General features: G+C 40.8%; 17 protein-coding genes. 5 read left to right on the top strand and 12 right to left on the bottom strand.

Annotated elements, in window-relative coordinates:
* Positions 1-90 precede the first annotated feature (90 nt).
* From RT138_RS08605 to rplM, 10 genes are all read right to left on the bottom strand, one after another.
* Positions 91-630, bottom strand: a complete 540-nt coding sequence (locus tag RT138_RS08605) for a dihydrofolate reductase family protein (RefSeq protein ID WP_313190340.1) — start codon at positions 628-630, stop codon at positions 91-93.
* Between the two features lie 14 nt (positions 631-644).
* Positions 645-2,282, bottom strand: a complete 1,638-nt coding sequence (locus tag RT138_RS08600; RefSeq protein WP_313190339.1) for an ABC-F family ATP-binding cassette domain-containing protein — start codon at positions 2,280-2,282, stop codon at positions 645-647.
* A gap of 107 nt (positions 2,283-2,389) precedes the next feature.
* Positions 2,390-2,992: an alpha-ketoglutarate-dependent dioxygenase AlkB gene (locus RT138_RS08595; RefSeq protein ID WP_313190338.1), complete on the bottom strand. Its 603-nt coding sequence runs from the start codon at positions 2,990-2,992 to the stop codon at positions 2,390-2,392.
* Positions 2,979-3,845 (bottom strand): methylated-DNA--[protein]-cysteine S-methyltransferase, encoded by an 867-nt coding sequence (locus tag RT138_RS08590; RefSeq protein WP_313190337.1) that lies wholly within the window; start codon positions 3,843-3,845, stop codon positions 2,979-2,981. Before RT138_RS08590 ends, RT138_RS08595 begins: the two co-directional genes overlap by 14 nt.
* 255 nt (positions 3,846-4,100) lie before the next feature.
* Entirely contained in the window at positions 4,101-4,844 is a 744-nt protein-coding gene (locus RT138_RS08585; RefSeq protein ID WP_313190336.1) for a glucose 1-dehydrogenase, read from the bottom strand.
* Positions 4,845-5,014: 170 nt separating this feature from the next.
* Complete coding sequence (locus RT138_RS08580; RefSeq protein WP_313190335.1) at positions 5,015-6,079, bottom strand: AI-2E family transporter; 1,065 nt, start codon at positions 6,077-6,079, stop codon at positions 5,015-5,017.
* 344 nt (positions 6,080-6,423) lie between these two features.
* On the bottom strand, positions 6,424-7,260 hold the full coding sequence (gene tsf / locus RT138_RS08575) for a translation elongation factor Ts (protein ID WP_093098737.1): 837 nt from the start codon (positions 7,258-7,260) through the stop codon (positions 6,424-6,426).
* 191 nt (positions 7,261-7,451) lie between these two features.
* Positions 7,452-8,258 (bottom strand): 30S ribosomal protein S2, encoded by an 807-nt coding sequence (rpsB, locus tag RT138_RS08570; RefSeq protein ID WP_093098738.1) that lies wholly within the window; start codon positions 8,256-8,258, stop codon positions 7,452-7,454.
* A gap of 18 nt (positions 8,259-8,276) precedes the next feature.
* Positions 8,277-8,663 (bottom strand): 30S ribosomal protein S9, encoded by a 387-nt coding sequence (gene rpsI / locus RT138_RS08565; RefSeq protein ID WP_094255221.1) that lies wholly within the window; start codon positions 8,661-8,663, stop codon positions 8,277-8,279.
* Positions 8,664-8,674: 11 nt separating this feature from the next.
* The gene (gene rplM / locus RT138_RS08560; protein ID WP_094255220.1) at positions 8,675-9,118 is read right to left on the bottom strand and encodes a 50S ribosomal protein L13; all 444 of its coding nucleotides are present in this window, start codon (positions 9,116-9,118) and stop codon (positions 8,675-8,677) included.
* 1,543 nt (positions 9,119-10,661) lie between these two features.
* Here rplM and RT138_RS08555 point away from each other — a divergent pair.
* The 5 genes from RT138_RS08555 to RT138_RS08535 all read left to right on the top strand — a co-directional run bounded on the left by RT138_RS08555 (position 10,662) and on the right by RT138_RS08535 (position 16,408).
* Entirely contained in the window at positions 10,662-12,368 is a 1,707-nt protein-coding gene (locus RT138_RS08555; protein WP_313190334.1) for a tetratricopeptide repeat protein, read from the top strand.
* A complete protein-coding gene (locus tag RT138_RS08550) occupies positions 12,346-13,128 on the top strand; it encodes a DUF4292 domain-containing protein (RefSeq protein ID WP_313190333.1) in 783 nt (260 codons plus the stop codon). Before RT138_RS08555 ends, RT138_RS08550 begins: the two co-directional genes overlap by 23 nt.
* A 109-nt stretch (positions 13,129-13,237) precedes the next feature.
* Positions 13,238-14,515 carry a murein hydrolase activator EnvC family protein gene (locus tag RT138_RS08545; protein WP_185216081.1) on the top strand — a complete coding sequence of 426 codons (1,278 nt, stop codon included), beginning with the start codon at positions 13,238-13,240 and terminating at the stop codon, positions 14,513-14,515.
* 75 nt (positions 14,516-14,590) lie between these two features.
* Positions 14,591-14,806, top strand: a complete 216-nt coding sequence (locus tag RT138_RS08540; RefSeq protein ID WP_093098747.1) for a twin-arginine translocase TatA/TatE family subunit — start codon at positions 14,591-14,593, stop codon at positions 14,804-14,806.
* A gap of 150 nt (positions 14,807-14,956) precedes the next feature.
* A complete protein-coding gene (locus tag RT138_RS08535; protein WP_313190332.1) occupies positions 14,957-16,408 on the top strand; it encodes a LysM peptidoglycan-binding domain-containing protein in 1,452 nt (483 codons plus the stop codon).
* Positions 16,409-16,453: 45 nt separating this feature from the next.
* Here RT138_RS08535 and RT138_RS08530 read toward each other — a convergent pair whose 3' ends face one another.
* Both RT138_RS08530 and RT138_RS08525 read right to left on the bottom strand, forming a co-directional pair.
* Positions 16,454-16,969, bottom strand: a complete 516-nt coding sequence (locus tag RT138_RS08530) for a phosphoribosyltransferase family protein (RefSeq protein ID WP_185210686.1) — start codon at positions 16,967-16,969, stop codon at positions 16,454-16,456.
* A 103-nt stretch (positions 16,970-17,072) separates the two neighbouring features.
* Positions 17,073-17,648, bottom strand: coding sequence for a C40 family peptidase (locus tag RT138_RS08525; RefSeq protein WP_185210684.1), 576 nt, complete (start codon positions 17,646-17,648; stop codon positions 17,073-17,075).
* Positions 17,649-18,036 lie beyond the last annotated feature (388 nt).

Below are 18,036 nucleotides of genomic sequence, written 5' to 3'. Positions count from 1 at the left end.
AAATTCCCAAAATACATTGACCATGCCCGGCACAAAAATGTACATTTTCTTTTAAGAAATAAAATATTTTGGAAATTAAATTTCGCGATCTTAATAAACAATGGAATAATGTAGGATTTTCATTCCATCCTCATATTTTTCATCGCCTAATAAGGTTAATCCATAATTCTTTTTAATTCCTTCGAATAATTTTGTTCCTGAACCAATAATGACCGGATTGAGCTTGATCTTGACCTCGTCCAATAATTCATTGCTAAGCAACCAGCCTGCCAATTGCCCTCCTCCACATAAATAGATATCGGTTTCTGCTTCTTGTTTTAGACGCTGTACCTGTTCAACATCCAAAGGGATAACCTTGACCTGTTCATGTTTATCTTCAAACTCCAGGTTATTGGAAAGGATATACTGGCTCATATGAGCATAGGTAGGAGAGGGCTCACCGGGTTTTACACCAAATTGATAGCCAAATTCGTAGGTCTTCCTACCCATCAAGACATGATTGAATGCTTGTAGCTCTTCCAAATACTTTTTTATGGCCTCTCCATCATAGGAAAATCCACTCACATCATCATTTTCTCCGGAAATAAATCCATCTATGGACGAAGCCACATAATAAATAATTTTTTTCATGTTTTTCCTTTCTGCTAGTAGTGTAGTGTAATGTGTTTCTGAATGCCTACTTCTTCCAAAAAATATTGATCGTGAGAGACAACGATTAAGGTGCCTTGGTAGGAGCGTATTGCTGCGGTTAATATCTCCATATTCTGTATATCGATATTGTTTGTTGGCTCATCTAGTATAATGATATCTGGCGCTTTGCTGCTGATATTTAGGCAACATAATAAAAGACGCATGCGCTCTCCTCCACTGAGGACCAAACAGCTCTTTTCCCAACTTTCTTTAGGAAAAAGGAAACGGTTCAATCTGATCTTGACCTCATGTTCCAATAAACTGGATTGGTTGAAGGACTGGGCCATGTCATAAATAGAATTGGAAGACCTGACCATAGAATAGCTCTGGTCTACATACACAAAGCTGAAGTCCGCTTTTTTCAATTCGCCCTCATAGTTGGGCACCTCCCCAAGAATTAACCGGATCAAAGTGGTTTTCCCGGAACCATTATTGCCTTTTATGGCCACTCTATCGCCATATTGGAGCTGAAAGTTTAAGTTCTGTTTCCAGAGTGCTTTCCCATTGATTATTAAGTTGACATTTTTCAGCTCAACTAAGTTTTTCCCAATAGGAAGGCCTGATTCCTCAAATCCAAATTTCATTTGGTCGATGTCCGGTAAATTAGCCCGGAGGCTGCTCAGGTTTTGCTGGATCCCGGAAATCTTTTCCTGGTGTACTCCTTTTAGTTTTGCACTGCTTCCTTCAGCCTTATTTTTCAACCCGCCCATCAGGATCTTGGGAATACCGGCCTTTTCCTGTTTTTTCTTCCCGCGGGCATTCAGTTTATTCTGCCTTTCTGAGGCTTCTCGCTCTTTTTCTTTAGCCTTTCGCAATTCTTTTTCCTTCGATTTGACATCCTGATCCAAAGCGTTGAGGGCTATTTCCTTTTGCTCGGCGAAAAAATCGTAATTTCCTCCATATCGTGAAATTCCTGTCTTGCTCATTTCGGCCATTTCTGGAATTAACCGCAGTAAAGCACGATCATGACTCACGATGAAAAGCGTTTTATTGCAGTTTTCAATAAACTGGTATAGCTGCTCTCGTGATTCCATGTCAAGGTGGTTGCTGGGTTCATCCATCAAGATCAATTCTGGTTCATGGATGTCGATGCCTGCAAGAAAGACTTTGGTCTTCTGACCCCCACTTAAGTTTTTGAACGGCTCATCCAATCGCAATCCTGCAAGATTCCATCGGCTTAATGCTTGCTGCACCCGATCTTCCAAAGCCCAATCGTCATTTAGGACTTCGAAATTGTTCTCGTCCAGCTGACCATCGAGTATAGCCTGTAATGCCTTTAACTTCCCATCGATGGCCAAAGCTTGGCCTATGCTCATGCCATCGTACCTGTCCAGTAATTGTGGAATGTAATAGGGCGTGCTTTCACAATAGATCGATCCAGCAGTAAGCTTTAGCTCAGCAGCGATGGCTTTGAGTAAAGTGGATTTGCCTACACCATTATTACCGATCAAAGCAATTTTTTCATGCTTATTGATTGCCAGGTGGAGGCCTTGAAATAAAATGTCTTTATTGAGGTGAATATATGTTGCGTTCTGTATAATGACCATAATTCCTTTCGCTTTGAAGATAAAACCATACAAAAGCATGCACATGCTTTGTTAATTGTTTTCGGAAAGAAATTGGGTATTACATATATCCTGTTTTGATTATTGGTACTGCAAATATAGGATTTTTATTTTTAATGCATAGTTTTCCTGACCTATGCATTCTCTATCGTTCTAAAAGTGAGGTTTATTCGCGCCCCATGTACCGTTTTGGTTGGAGGCAGCCGATGTAACCAATGGTCTTGGGTTTGGTCTTTCATGATCAACAGACTTCCATCTTCCAAGTAAAGGTCGATCTTCTCCTTGGAGGTTTTATGTTTGAAAGAAAACTTACGTTCAGCACCAAAAGTCAGGGAAGCGATGGCACCATGCTTTTTCAGGTCCTTCTCGCCATCACTGTGCCAGGCCATCCCTTCTGAGCCATCGTGGTATAGATTGAGCAGACAGGAATTGAATGTCTCCCCAGACTCTCTTTCTACCATTTCCTTGAGTTCAAGCAGCTCCGCTGTCCATGGTTCAGCAATTTTCTGTATGTTGGAATAGCTGTATTCAAATCTTTTATCACCGTACCATGCTACCTTGCGCTTGGTTTCTATATGCCTGCCAAAGATGACCGCCTGATCATTTTTCCAGGCAATGCCATGCAATAATTTTTCATAATAGCCTTTATCGGGATCACAGATTCTTCCGTAATAATGTACGGTCCCGTCATAGGGCAACAGGTTTTTACTTGGATTGGCCGTATTAAATAGTTTCATGTTGATTTTCTTTATCGGTCTTTGCAAATTCCCAACCTAACATCAGTGTTTTTCGAAGTGGTTTCCATCGATATCCTCCCGTATGTCCAGAAGTCTGTATAACACGGTGACATGGTATCAAGTATGCAATGGGATTGCTTCCGATTGCAGTTCCAACCGCTCTCGATGCGGTAGGTTGGCCAACTTTTTCTGCAATCTCCTTATAGGAGTTTAATTCCCCCAAAGGGATAGACAGTAAGGCCTGCCAAACCTTCAGTTGAAAAGCCGTGCCTTTTAGATGCAGTTTGATGCGTTTTAAGGAAGAATCTTCCAGGTTGAATATTGATAGGGCTTCCCGATGGATGGCTTGCTCCTCGGCGATAAACGTCGCGTTCTCAAAGGAATGTTTTAACTCCTCCAATCCTGCAGAATAATCATCGACGAAAGCAAGATAACAGATTCCTTTCTCGGTGGAAGCAATCAGGCATTTTCCAAAAGGACTGCCCTGAAAACTATAGGCAATGGACAGACCCTCTGCCCCTTGTTTGAATTCTGCCGGAGTCATCCCCTCGATCTGAACAAACATGTCGTGCAATCTACTGGTACTGCCAACACCCGTCAAGATATGCGTGTCAAAAAGGGTACGTTTTTCTTCCTTCAACAATTTCTTGGCGTAGTTGACCTGTGTATATTGCAGGAATTTCTTTGGACTGGTTCCGACCCAATCCGAAAACAAACGTTGAAAATGAAAAGGGCTTAAATGAACATGCTCTGCTATCTCCTCCAGGCTAGGTTTCTCCTGAAAGTGATCCTGGATAAACTGAATCGCCTTGGCGATCCGGTCATAGTTTAACTCTTGTTGCGTCTTTTCCATATTCAAATTTCCGTACTGATCGGGACAATAAAAATCCGAATCTTGCTAATTTACAAAGAACCTAGAACAATATGAGGGTTAAACCAGCATGCCATTCGGCTGAGCTCAGGGTTCGGGATGGGTGGATGGTCCAAGATCAATACTTCGCTGGAAAGCTGTCCAATTTTCGTAGGGGCGAATTGAATTCGCCCGCTTTCTACATTCCCCACTCATTAAAAAAACGGAAGGCAATTTTTTCAATTGCCTTCCGTTTTTTTATTTCGCCAAATAGCCGCCATCCACTGGGTAATAGGATGCCGTTACGAATGAAGCTTTATCGGATGCTAGCCATAAAGCCAGCTCTGCTACTTCTTCCGGCTTACCCAATCTTTGAAAAGCATGTTGTGTTTCTAGATATTTCAGGGAGTCTGCATCCAGGTTGGCTTCAACCAATGGGGTTGCGATAAATCCAGGACCGATTGCATTGATGCGAACACCTTTGGTCGCATATTCCCATCCTGCAGTCTGGGTCAGTCCCACCACGCCATGTTTGGCTGCAACATATGCCGATGATTTCGCAAATCCTACTGCCCCAAGGATGGATGCCATATTGATGATGCTTCCGCCCACTTTCTCAATCTCTGGTAACTGATAGTGCATTCCATAGAATACCCCATTGAGGTTGATGTCAATGACTTTCTTCCAGTTTTCAATAGATAGGTCCCCAACGTTGTTGGATTCTCCACCTATTCCTGCATTGTTCACTGCGATATGTAGGGCGCCGAAATTCTCAATGGCGGCCTCCACAATTTTTTTATTGTCTTCGGCCGAAGAGGCATCTGCTTTAATAAAGATGACATTCCCCTCACCAAGATTATTGATCAATTCTTCACCTAACTTTTCGTTCAGATCCGCTATAACAACTTTAGCACCTTCTTTTACGAAAAGTTCAACGATTGCCTTACCGATACCGGAAACTCCTCCGGTTACAATAGCCACTTTGTCATTTAGTTGTTTCATATTGTTCGCTTATTATTTTGACAATAAGATACAAAGAATACAAGTGCAGTTATGTGACTTTTGTCATCCAAAAAGCTGATTATGACTTTAATAGGAAAGTGCAAGTCAAAGCTTACAATCTTTTGATAATCCCAATTTTAGGTATTACCTAATATGAATATTATTTTACCTTATTCGGGTTTCTCTGGGTTATCTGTACTCAGGATAATTGAATCTCCCTTGCCATATTCATTGGAATATACCTTGATCAAAACTCCTACAGAAGATAGGATCAAAGGACCGAAGATCAATCCCAACATGCCGAATAATTTTAGGCCCAACAATACCCCAAATACCGTGATCAGCGGTGGGACATTCCCCAACGTTTTCAAAATGGTAAAGCGTAAGATATTATCGATGCTACCGATCAATAGGAAGCCATAAAGGAGAATACCGATTCCATTGGCCGTTTCGCCTCCGGCTAAGGTAATGATGCCCAGTGGAACATAGATGGTCATGGTTCCTAATACGGGAACTATGGAAGCAATACCGGTCAGCATGCCCATCAGGATAAAATTATCCACTCCGAAGATCCAATAGCCCAACATGGCTACCAAACCTTGGAAGAATCCCAAGATTGGGATACCGATGGCATTGGAACGGACCATGGAATCAAACTCTTTCCAAAGTTCTTGTTTGCTTTTTGGTGAGAAGGGCACACCACTGGAAATATAACTTTCCATTTGCCTACCATAGACCAACATAAAATAGAGAACAAACAATGCCACTATGATATTGATCATGACCTCGGCCACGGAATTCAATATGCTTGGTACATATTTGGTAAATCGCTGCAGCATATTGAGCAAAGCCTCATCCGACATATCAATATCCTTCAGGAAGGGCTTGTCGGCCATATATTCCTTCAAGAGATTGAACTGAGAGACGATCTTGTCTGTATTGTTCAAGAAACTGGTGATCTGGGGAACCAGATAATCCACCAATGCCCAGATAGGCAGGACAATAAAGACAATGGATATGAGAATAAACAGGAGGCTGGTCAGGATCTTGTTCCATCTTCTTCTTTCCGTCAACTTAAAGTAGCTGTTGCGGAACAGCACATATAAAGTAATGGCACCTAGGAAGCCCGGCAAATAATAGTAAAGGTTCTTGAAAATTAGGATACATACCAAGATAATGATGATAATCAACATGATCTGGTTGATGGAATTATTGTTAATCTGCTTCGTTCTCATATTCAGTAGCAATTTAAGGAATAGATGCGAATTATGGGATAGGAGATGTGAGATTTGAGATAGCATAACGCTAAAACATCCCAAAGTATCTCTGACTTCATTTCCTTCCCTCATATCTATAATCTACTAAACTGTAGTTCGGTTGATGTGGTTTTCAGATTGGAGAAAAATTAAAACCAAATTTTCAAAAAAGTTATAAAGTTTACTATCCCAATACTCATATCTCACATCTCAAATCTATTTTGGAAAGGTTAATTTCTCCATACTCATATCTCACATCTCGAATCTATAAAATAAGGAAAGCCCATCCTTTTTGGGGATGGGCTTTCCTTATTTTATAATGCTTACGCGCCTAATTGTACACGTTTGAAAGCAGTAACAGTCAATCCTTTAGCAACTGAATCCAAGAACTGAGCGATAGATTTAGAAGAATCTTTAACGAACTCTTGGTTCAATAAAGTGTTTTCTTTGTAGAATTTGTTCAATTTACCTTGAGCGATTTTTTCTACCATTTCTTCTGGTTTACCTTCAGCGCGGATTTGTTCTTTAGCGATTTCAAGTTCGCGTTCGATAGTTTTCGTATCAACACCATCTTTATCGATAGCCACTGGGTTCATCGCAGCGATTTGCATAGCTACGTCTTTACCAGCTTCTTCAACACCAGCAGCATCAGCAGAAAGACCTACCAATACACCTAGACGGTAGTTACCGTGGATATAAGCAACAACTTTATCAGCAGCAACAGTTTCGAATTTAGAAACGTCGATTTTCTCACCGATCTTACCAGTCTGTTCGATCAATAAGTCAGCGATTTTAGTTCCACCGATTTCCAATGCTTTTAGGTCTTCTAGAGTAGCAGGGCTGTTCGCTAATGCAGCGTCAGCTACTGATTCAGCAAATGCAACGAAATCAGCGTTCTTCGCTACGAAGTCAGTCTCACAGTTTACCTCAACTACGATACCTGATTTGCCATCAGCCGCAGCTTTAGCAATAATTACTCCTTCGTTTGAGTCGCGGTCTTGACGGCTAGCAGCAACTTTAGCACCTTTTTTACGTAGGTAGTCAACAGCAGCTTCGAAATCACCATTAGCTTCCACTAATGCTTTTTTACAGTCCATCATACCAGCGCCAGTTTGTTGACGCAATTTGTTTACATCTGATGCAGAAATTTGTACTGACATAGTATATTTTTTGTTAAAATTACAATTGATGTGTTAAGCATTCCTTGAATTAAAATCAACAGAATGTTAACTTTTAATGTTCAATAGGTTCTTGCCTTTCAGCAAAAAAACCGGAAAGACAGGGGCGGTAAAAGGAAGCAGATCTTCCAGAAACCAACACTTGTCTATCCGGCTTATATTATAGAATAAGATTATTCTACGTCTTTCGCTTTACGAGTGCGTTTTCCTGGAGTCGCTTCAGTAGCTTCACCATTGTCAACTGCAGCTTTAGCAGCAGCAGCTTCTTTTTCCGCGTCCTCTTCTTTATCGCGCTTGCGCTCTTCCAATCCTTCGATGATAGCTTTACCAATTACGCTTGCAATTAAGCTGATTGATTTAGTCGCGTCATCGTTCGCTGGAATAGGGAAGTCGATGTTTGTAGGGTCAGAGTTTGTATCAACCATTGCAAAAGTAGGGATGTTTAATTTCATCGCTTCTGCAACCGCAATATGCTCTTTCTTAACGTCGATAATGAATAATGCAGCAGGTAAACGGTTCAAGTCTGCGATACCTCCTAAAAGGTTCTCTAACTTGATGCGCTCACGTTGGATCATCAATTTTTCTTTCTTAGACAATACATCGTAAGTGCCATCTTTCTGCATTTTATCGATGTTTGACATTTTCTTGATTGATTTGCGAACTGTTGCAAAGTTAGTAAGCATACCACCTAACCAACGTTCTGTCACGAAAGGCATGTTTACTGCTTTCGCTTGTTCTGCCACGATTTCTTTCGCTTGTTTCTTTGTAGCTACGAATAAAACTTTACGACCTGATTTTACGATCTGTTTGATCGCTGATGCTGCCTCTTCTAATTTTGTAAGAGTCTTGTTCAAGTCGATGATGTGGATACCATTGCGTTCCATGAAAATGTACTTAGCCATTTTCGGATCCCACTTACGAGTAAGGTGACCAAAGTGAACACCTGCATCCAATAATTCTTGATATGTTGTTCTTGCCATTTTTTGATCCTCCTTATATTAACGTTTACTGAATTGGAATCTTCTACGTGCCTTACGACGTCCTGGTTTCTTACGCTCAACCATACGGTCATCACGTGTCATCAAACCTTTAGAACGTAAAGCAGGTTTTACTTCTGGGTTAAGCTCTACCAAAGCTTTTGCAATCGCTAAACGAACTGCTTCTGCTTGGCCTTTTACCCCACCACCTTGAACGTTAACATTGATGTCAAAATTTGCAAGAGAATCTGCTACCAATAACGATTGAGTAACGATGTATTGCAAAGGTAATGTAGGAAAATATTCCTTGTAATCTTTACCGTTTACGGTAATGTTTCCATTGCCAGCTGTTAAGTAGATGCGGGCAACAGCAGTTTTTCTTCTTCCTGAAGTGTTAGTTGTTGACATAATCGTTCTCCTTAAAATTTAACTGGTTTTGGATTCTGAGCCTCATGCTTGTGCTCTGTTCCAGCATAAACATATAGGTTCTTAAATAACTGACGTCCTAAACGGTTCTTAGGCAACATCCCGCGAACTGCTTTCTCAATGATGCGCTCTGGGTGCTTTGCCATTAACTCTTTTGGAGAAACGAAACGCTGACCACCTGGGTAGCCTGTGTAGCGAACATATACCTTGTCGCCCAACTTGTTTCCAGTCAATCTAATCTTGTCTGCATTGATAACAATCACGTTATCTCCACAGTCTACGTGTGGGGTGAATGAAGGCTTGTGCTTTCCACGGATCACTTTCGCAATCTCGCTTGCCAAGCGCCCCAAAATCTCGCCTTCAGCGTCAACAACGATCCATTCTTTGTTAACGGTGTTCTTGTTAGCAGAGACAGTTTTGTAACTTAACGTATTCACTTGCTTTTATTTAATTAATTAATAATGTTTTAAATCCTATTGTAATCACTACAATTAGGTCTGCAAAGGTACAATAATTATATTTAATTCTCAAAGCCAATTTTACTTTTTGTTTGCTGCTGTTTTTCATGGCTTTAGCAACATCGTCGAAAAGCCAGGCCATGCCCTATTTTATTTGAAACCATTCCTCTAAAATTATGCAGCCCCCATGGGGCTGGGTATCGCAAAATAAGTTTTTTTTCGGTGTCACACTGAAGGTTCTCCGAAGGGTCTCGGAACAATTCAATCATAATTGTATTGGTGAACAGGTCCTACACCGCAGGTGTAGGAAAACAGCAGGTTATGAAATATTTACGTACAGATTCTTCACACATCGTTCAGACTTGGATATTCCTGAGAGGGATTCAGAGCACAGCGAAGAATCTGTTTTTTTATTTTTTTTAAGAATTTTGGTCCTTCCGAAATCGTAAGATGAGGAACCTATTTTTTATTGTTTTATGCCGGTAAAGGGGTTTTATAGAAAAATATTTCACCCCTTCCAGGGGTTATCCGGTAAACGGTACATTTTTCTACAAAGATTCCACCCCCTCTGGGGGTTTTCAAAACAGACTCCATCCTTCCGAAGGAAGCCCTTTAGCCCCCGGCTCATTTCCAATGGCGGAAAAATGGAAAGAATGCCGATGCCCCGTGCGATGGGATTGGCCTTGGGATGCTTTCAAAAAATTCTCCATCAAAAGGGAGAATTTTGAAGGAAGATATCCCCGACAACAAGGCATTCTTTTCATGTGTGGATGACGGTGCGAAAAGCCATCTTAAATGAGCCGAAGCGTTTACGGATTCGAGTTGTTTTTGGTATCCTTGAGCTCCTTCGTCGGTTTGGTTACTTTTACGCTTCAAAAGTAACAATGAGATCGATAATCCTTAAATGAGTCGAAGCGTCTTGGTTACTTTTGGGCTCAAAAAGTAATATAGAAAATCTTTTGATATTCAAATGCTCTTTAACCATTATTGGATGCCAAGTTGAAGTTTGTTTTTACAGGTTTTGCAATGCTAATATTAACCTTATTCGAGACTCATTCGGGATTTTCGCAAAATGCCTCCTTGCAATCAGATTTTTCTTTCGAAGCTTTTCCGAATGTGTCTCGAATATGCCTCGAATAAAACCCCCGTTTTGGCTGTATAGTTATAGCCGATTTTCTTTGGGTCAAATGGGAAGGCAATGACCTAAATATATCTAAGATTAAAAGACCAATTAATTTCAGCCTAATGAAATAAAAGTATCCATACAAACCAAGGATCCGCTTAGCAAAATTCTACCTGCAAATTATTTATGCCTTGAACTTTTAGAATTATAAGCTTATCACAGAAATATTACGCTTGATTAAACATTATGAAGGGTGATTTTGTCGTGATTTAACATTTCTTAAAGATATTCATTTAAACTTTTCTGCATTTTTGTACTCTTTAAAATTAATTTATTACCTTGAATTGCCTTAGACCGTGCGCTAAGCAAGATAAAAGGTGAATAATTAAAGAGATTTAGATGAGAAGATTACAATGGTGCAAACCCCTGGTTCTGGGAGTAATGTTGATGGCGGGACAAGTGTTGTTTGCGCAAGAATTGAAGGATGATAAGGGTTATAAGGAGCAATTGGCATCAATTGAGTCCAAGCTGAAAAGTGGGGATTTAGCAAATGCACTGCAAAGTATTGAAGAGACCCTAGAGAAATACCCGAATGGAGCAGAGGTCTACTATGCGAAATCCTTGTTATACGCTCAAGCTAGAAACTTTGATGTTGCCTTGCCTGCTGCTGAGGAAGCCGTGAAGATCGCCCCTGAGAATATCATATACAACAACCATCTTCTGGAACTGTACAAGAGCAAAGGTGATTTCGCCTCTGCTGTCGAGTTATTGGATGAGTTCATCGAGAAGCAACCCAACAATCCGCAGGTATATCGCGAAAAGATCATGATGCAGCATGCCGGTAAAAAATCGGAAGATGCATTGAAGACTTATGAAGAAACCAAGGCTAAGTTCGGTGAAACGGATACCCTAGATGTCCTGAAGGCTGAAATCCTGATGGATATGGACCGTCCACGTGAAGCCAATGAGGTTCTTCAGCAGTGGAGAAAGAAAAAATCTCCGATACGCCAGGTATACAGTAGCCTCAGCTATATCCTGCTGGACGAAAAGAAACCGAAGGAAGCCCTGACCGTTTTGGATGAGGGCCTGGCTACGACCAAAGATGATCTGCTGTACCTGGATATGGCGGATGCCAATATGGCGCTGAAAAAAGGTTCGCAGGCTTTTGAGAATATCAAAAAGGCCTTTCAATCAGACGCGGTAACCTTTATCGACAAGCATCGGGTCATGATGAACCTGGTGAACAACAATAAGGATTTTACGAAAGACCAATTGCAGGACTTGGCGAACAGCTTGGTATTGAAGCACCCAAGGATGCCAGACAGCCATATGTTTAAAGGAGATATCCTTTGGATGCGTGGTGACCTTGACCAGGCTAAGTCACTTTACTTGACAACGGTGAGCATGAATCCGCAGCATGTGGATGCATGGCGTAAGTTGATCAATGTGGAATTGGCGCAGAACAAATTAGATGAAGCCATCGTGGATGGAAAAGAGGCATTGAGCCATAATCCCAATAATGTGATCATCACTTATTTTGTTGGGGTAGCCTATATGATGAAAAAAGATACCGAGAATGCCAGGTTGTTCCTAGAGCGTGCCCTGGATCAGAGCGGCAATGAGAATGACTTCGTGAAATCCATGATTTACGGCGGTTTGGGTGACCTTTACCATGAGATCAAGATGGAGTCGGCCTCTGAAGTGGCGTACGAGGAAGCAATCAAGTTGGATAGCAACAATGTAACGGTGATGAACAATGCGGCCTATTATCTTTCCCTACAGAAGAAAGATCTGGATAAAGCTGCTGCATACGCCAAGAAGGCAAATGAATTAGAACCAAATTCTGGAACCTTCCAAGATACCTATGCATGGGTGCTGTTCCAACAAGGGAAATATCAGGAAGCCTTGGTATGGATCGAGAAAGCGATCAAAAATTCGGAACCATCGGGCGTGTTGTATGATCATTATGGTGATATCCTGATCAAATTAGGAAAGACCAAGGAAGCATTGAAGCAATGGGAGAAGGCGATGACCTATTCGGAAGGAAGTACATTGGATAAGGAAAAGTTAAAACAGAAAATCAGTGAGAAGAAATATATTGAGTAAAATCAGTCTGGTCTTGGCGGTATTGATGCTTGCATCAGCCTGTGCCAGTAAAAAGGCTTCCGTTAAGAAGGAGGATGCCGCTGCTACAGCAAAGGGCAAGGACCTCTTGAGCACCTATGAATTGAACAATTTGAACTTTATCACCTTCTCAGGTCGGGCAAAGGCAAGGGTTCAGTTCGGTGAAGAGACCCAGAATGTAACCTTGAATGTGCGTATGGAACGGGATAAGGCCATTTGGATTTCGGTAACTGCCCTCTTGGGGATTGAAGCTGCCCGGGTCTTGATTACCCCAGACAGTGTAAAGATCATCAATAGATTGCAGAGCGAGTATATCGCAAAACCTTTTTCCTATATATATAGGTATACCAATCCTGGTATTTCCTTTAGGATGTTGCAGGATATCCTGGTGGGCAATATCTCAACAGAGATGTTGCGTACCGATCAATTGCAGATCGCGACCAGTGAAGATGATGTGCAGGTTATCGGGGTAAAGGATGGATTGACCTTTCATTACGGTGTGAACAAAAGTAACAGACCGACACTGTTCAATTTGATGGAGCTGGGCAAATCCAATAAATTGGAAGCTCAGTACAGTGAGTTTGCTGTGATTGACGGACATAATTTTCCACAGAGATTCACGTTAAACATTGAAGGTAGTGGTGCGAAAGTGTCTTCAGACATGCTTTACAACAAGTCGGAATTCAATAAAGGCGTGGAACTTAACTTCAGTATTCCGTCCAGATATAAGGCAATCAATTAATTGCTAGGCTGATTGAATGTAAAGAAATTGTGTTTTTATTATTTTCGTATTAAGTATATCCTTATTTTTGGAAGTTCTGTAAAATAGAGACGAAAGAATTTAACATTTCATGGATTTTAAAAAGATTGTACTCAGTATATTTTCCTTATTGCTATTTGTTGGCTTGAGCTATGGACAAAGTAGTTTGGAATTAAAGAAACAAAGGGAAAGAATAGATAGAGAAATTGCTGAGCTCCAAAAAATATTAAGTGCCAAGACCCAGGAGAAGATCCTATCCCAACAGGAAGTTGCTGCGCTGAGCAAGCAGTTGGACCTGAGGGAGAATAAAATCAGTACCATCAATTCGGAGTTGCGCATTATCAACAAAAACATTTCATCAAATAATGCCATCGTAGATAAACTTAAGGCGGAATTGGAAAAAATGAGACAGGATTATGAAAAGATGATCCTATTTGCATTTAGAAACAAGAACTCCTACAATAAGATGATGTTTATCTTCGCTTCGAAGGACTTTAACCAAGCCTTTAAACGGGTAAAATACCTACAGCAATTTACTGATGCCCGAAAGGTCAAGGTTGCAGAGATCGAGGGGACCAAGAAACAGATCGAGCTGAAGATTGCGCAATTGGAAAGAGATAAAAAGACGCAACAGTCCCTGTTGAAAGAACAGGAAGCTGAGCGCAATACCATAGCTAAGGATAAGGCGGCCCACTCACAGGAGTTGAACCAGTTGGCTCGTGAGGAGCGTACGTTCCGCGGTCAGTTGACGAAAAAACAACAGGAGAAGAAACGTCTGGATGCAGCGATCAAGACTGCCATTGCTCGTGAGGTAGAAGCAGCACGTAGAGCTGAGGAAGAACGCAGAAGAAGATTGGCGGAAGCCGAGGCTAAGAAAACGGGTACCACTGTTACAGAAGCCGAGAAAAAAATTGAAAAGAAAACAGGTTCGGCTGTATTGAACAACTCGCCGGAAGCAACCAAACTGTCGGCTGGTTTCTCATCCAACAGAGGACGTCTGCCATGGCCTGTAGGACAGGGTAATATTGTACGTAACTACGGTAGTGTTACGGTAGAGCGTGGGGTTCGTGACTTCTATGATTATATCCGTATCCGTACATCGGATGGAGCACCGGTAAAAACGGTATTTGAAGGTACTGTATTGCAGGTTATCAATATCGGATCGTATGCCGTGGTGGTTCAACATGGTGAGTATCTGACGGCTTATTCTAACCTGAAATCGGTGAATGTGAGCAAAGGTCAGAAGATCTCTACAGGTACCGTAATCGGGGCTGCAGACTCCGATCCAGAGGTAGGATATTCCTACATTGACTTGAGCGTTTATCGCGGTACAACTTCGATGAATCCATCAATATGGATAGCAAGATAGTTACAGGGATTTAAATTATTTATCTATATATTTGTTAGATACACTAAAAGAAAAGAATCAGTAAATTAGTAGAATATGTATACATCAGGATTATTATTTATCGGTACCAATGAGATTATCATTATCGTGGTATTGGCGTTATTGTTATTTGGGGGAAAGAAAATTCCTGAATTGATGCGTGGGTTAGGACGTGGCGTGAAAGAATTCAAAGAAGGCCAAAAAGATGATCCAAATGCTGAAGGCAACACAAATACAACAGCTAATAATGATACAGTTAACAAACAAGGTTAATTATTTTCATTAAAAGATTTTATAAAGTTTCACTGGATACGTCATGTGTCTGGTGAAACTTTTTTTTATAGCTAACCAAAAAGAATTGGCACAAATTGCCAACGATAAGCGAAGAACTAACACAGATAGTTTTTACAGTAGCGATTACTTATGAACAAAAAAATTAGTTTCCTAGTTACAATAGGCTTGTGTGTCCTGAAGTTTGGATACGCACAGGAACAGCAGGCGGACCCAACAGTCTTTGGGGAAACCTTTCAGGCCAATATTATTGACCAATTAGAGAAAGATAAGGAAAAGACATTCCTGATGTTGGATTCTGTCAAGCAATTGGCAGGTGGCGGAGTAGTCTTCAGTGAAGAGGACGTCAATATCGCCCAACGGATCCAACGGATTCAGAAAACGGTTCCTTTGGAGTATAATGTCCGCGTCAAGGCCTATCTGGATAAATATATTTCCAGGAATTACAAGCCTTATATGGAAAAGCTGCTAGGCTTGAGCGAATATTATTTCCCGATCTATGACCAGATCTTTGCCGAACAAGGTGTGCCCGATGAGGTAAAGTATCTGTCCGTTATTGAATCTTCCCTAAACCCGCATACCGTTTCCACTTCTGGAGCCGTTGGCCCATGGCAGTTTATCTATGGAACCGCGAAGGTCTATAACCTGACCATGGATTCTAATTTTGATGAGCGCAAGGATGTATATTCAACAACCTATGCGGTTTCCAGTTATCTAAAGGAGGCTTATGATGAATTCAATGATTGGTTGTTGGCCCTGGCTTCGTATAACTGTGGTAGAGGCTGCGTGCGTCGCGCTATTATCCGTTCTGGATTGAACAGCCCGAACTACTGGGAACTGTCACCTTTCCTTCCTAAAGAAACCCAAAACTATATTCCGAAATTCATTGCGATGACCTATGTGCTGAATCATGCAGAGCTGTATGGCTTGGATTCGGAAGTGAATGATCTGCAGACAGACCATAAGGTCCTTATGCTGGATAAATCGGTCAATATCAAACAACTTGCATCTGCCTTGACCTGTTCTCCTGAATTGTTGAAGCAATTGAACCCAGGTTATAAGCGTGAAGTGGTGGTTGCCAGTCCTGAGAAACAAAGACGTTTGGTGATTCCAATTAATGAATCGATGAGCGATTCGTTGATCTATGCTGCACTGCATAATCCGCAAGATGAGGCTATTCAAAAAGCCATTGCAGCAGTGGATGTAAAGGAAGATAAGGACCATAAAGTGGCAAAAGGGGAGACCCTGCAGACTATTTCTAGAAAATATGGCGTCAGCGTCCAAAACTTAATGGCTTGGAACAACCTGACTTCAAGAAGTTCGATAACAGGAAGGACCTTGGTGGTTTCAAGAGCCATTGATGAGGAACTGTCCAAGAATGTGCTGGCAGCAACCCGTGCAAAGACCGCCGTGAAAAGTAACCCTACTTATGTAACCTATGTGGTGCGTAAAGGGGATACCATGTCAGAGATCGCTGGAAAGCACCGTGGAGCTACCGTAAACAAGATAAAATCAGATAATAACCTTCGTGGGTCTAACCTTCGCATTGGTCAGAAGCTGAAGATTTATAAGGGTAAGAGTTAATAGAGGGATTACCTAAACAAATAGAATTTTAAAAGGAAGATGCGGCTATGATAAATATGCCGCATCTTCTTTTTTATCGAATTCTTCCAGGACCACCTCAACGTGTTCTTTGAGGATGGTTGAAAGCTTTAATCCATAGTAATCACTGAACACCGGGAACTGATGGTGGCTACGGTCGATTAGAACGGCTGTGCGCATGCGTTTTAATGGAACGTTAAGAAACACACCCAGACCATAAGCTAAGGTCCTACCGCTGTTTAAAACGTCGTCTATCAAGATGATTACTTTATCCTTTGCTGTTTCAATCGGAACATCTGTTGTCGCTTCCAGTTTACGCTTGGTCTTTTGCACAGTCACCTTGATCAATTCAAAGGTTTTGTCAGGTGCTATTTCCATAAGTATCTTCTGTAAGCGTTCGGCAAATACATAACCGCGGTCAGCAAGACCAACAAGAACAATTGTAGACTCGTCAAAGTTATCTTCCACGATTTGATAGGCAATACGTTTGGACTTTTGAAGGATCTGCTCTTTATTGAGGATAAGTGTTTTCTTAGATGACATTGTTGCTTTTTTGATAGGGGTAAATTTAGCAAAAATTTAAAAAATAAAGTCCGAAAGCATGACTTTCGGACTTTATTTTAATATTTTATAATTCTAGTTTGATCTAGTGAAGATTGCTTTTCTGATTTGGGTTGGCATCAGCAGTCATGATACGCTCGCCATCTTCCAATTTAGGACGGCCACCGTTGTAGTAGTATCTCTTCCAGTAAGCTTCATTTAGGTTGCTTACCATGACACCTTTACTAGACGATGCATGTGCAAATTTATCATCTCCTAAATAAACACCTACGTGGGTAATGCTTCTGCTTCTGATCTTAAAGAACACCAAGTCTCCAGGTTGTAAATCATTCTTACGAATAGGGGTTACATTGGAATATTGATTGCGGCTATTATAACCGATCGTGGTGTTGAACACATTCTCATAGACTGCCAACGAGAATTTAGAACAGTCGATCCCTCTTTTAGAATCACCTCCAAGGCGATAAGGAGTTCCTAACCATTCGTAAACAAACTGATAAAGTTTTGTGTTGGTAGTAGCGTTTGATGCAACGCCCATGATTTGAGAGAAGTATTCTTTTGCTAGGTTATCAGGGTCTGAGGATTTTTGGCTGGTTTGAGCCTGCGAGAATAGACATAAGCCTATGAATAGCATCACTGCCACTAGTTTCTTTGTTTTCATTAAATCGCTAATTTATACAACCATAAGCTCCCTGAAAACCTTCATTTTTTTGTAATTTTTCAAACGAGCTGAAGCAAATCTAATACATACTGTATAGAATTCAAAACATTCTTAAAGAAATTTAACAAAGTTTTAACACTTTTAACATTTGGATTTTTTACCTGTTTAACCTTTCATTTGTCGATTTACATTTAAATATTGGCTTAATCTGATATAGGGCTACTTTTTATAATTTTTTTTAATTTTTTTAATAAAACTACATTGTTATATAAAATTTAATAATATATTTGGACATTCAAAAACAAAATTAATGTTAAACGCATCTATTATTATTACAATTATCATTACCACCGGGGGCAATACCAGGAGGAAGTGATTCTATTGTATA

Source organism: Sphingobacterium sp. (assembly GCF_032065005.1).
Lineage (GTDB): Bacteria > Bacteroidota > Bacteroidia > Sphingobacteriales > Sphingobacteriaceae > Sphingobacterium.
This window is presented reverse-complemented; position numbering and strand designations above follow the sequence as displayed.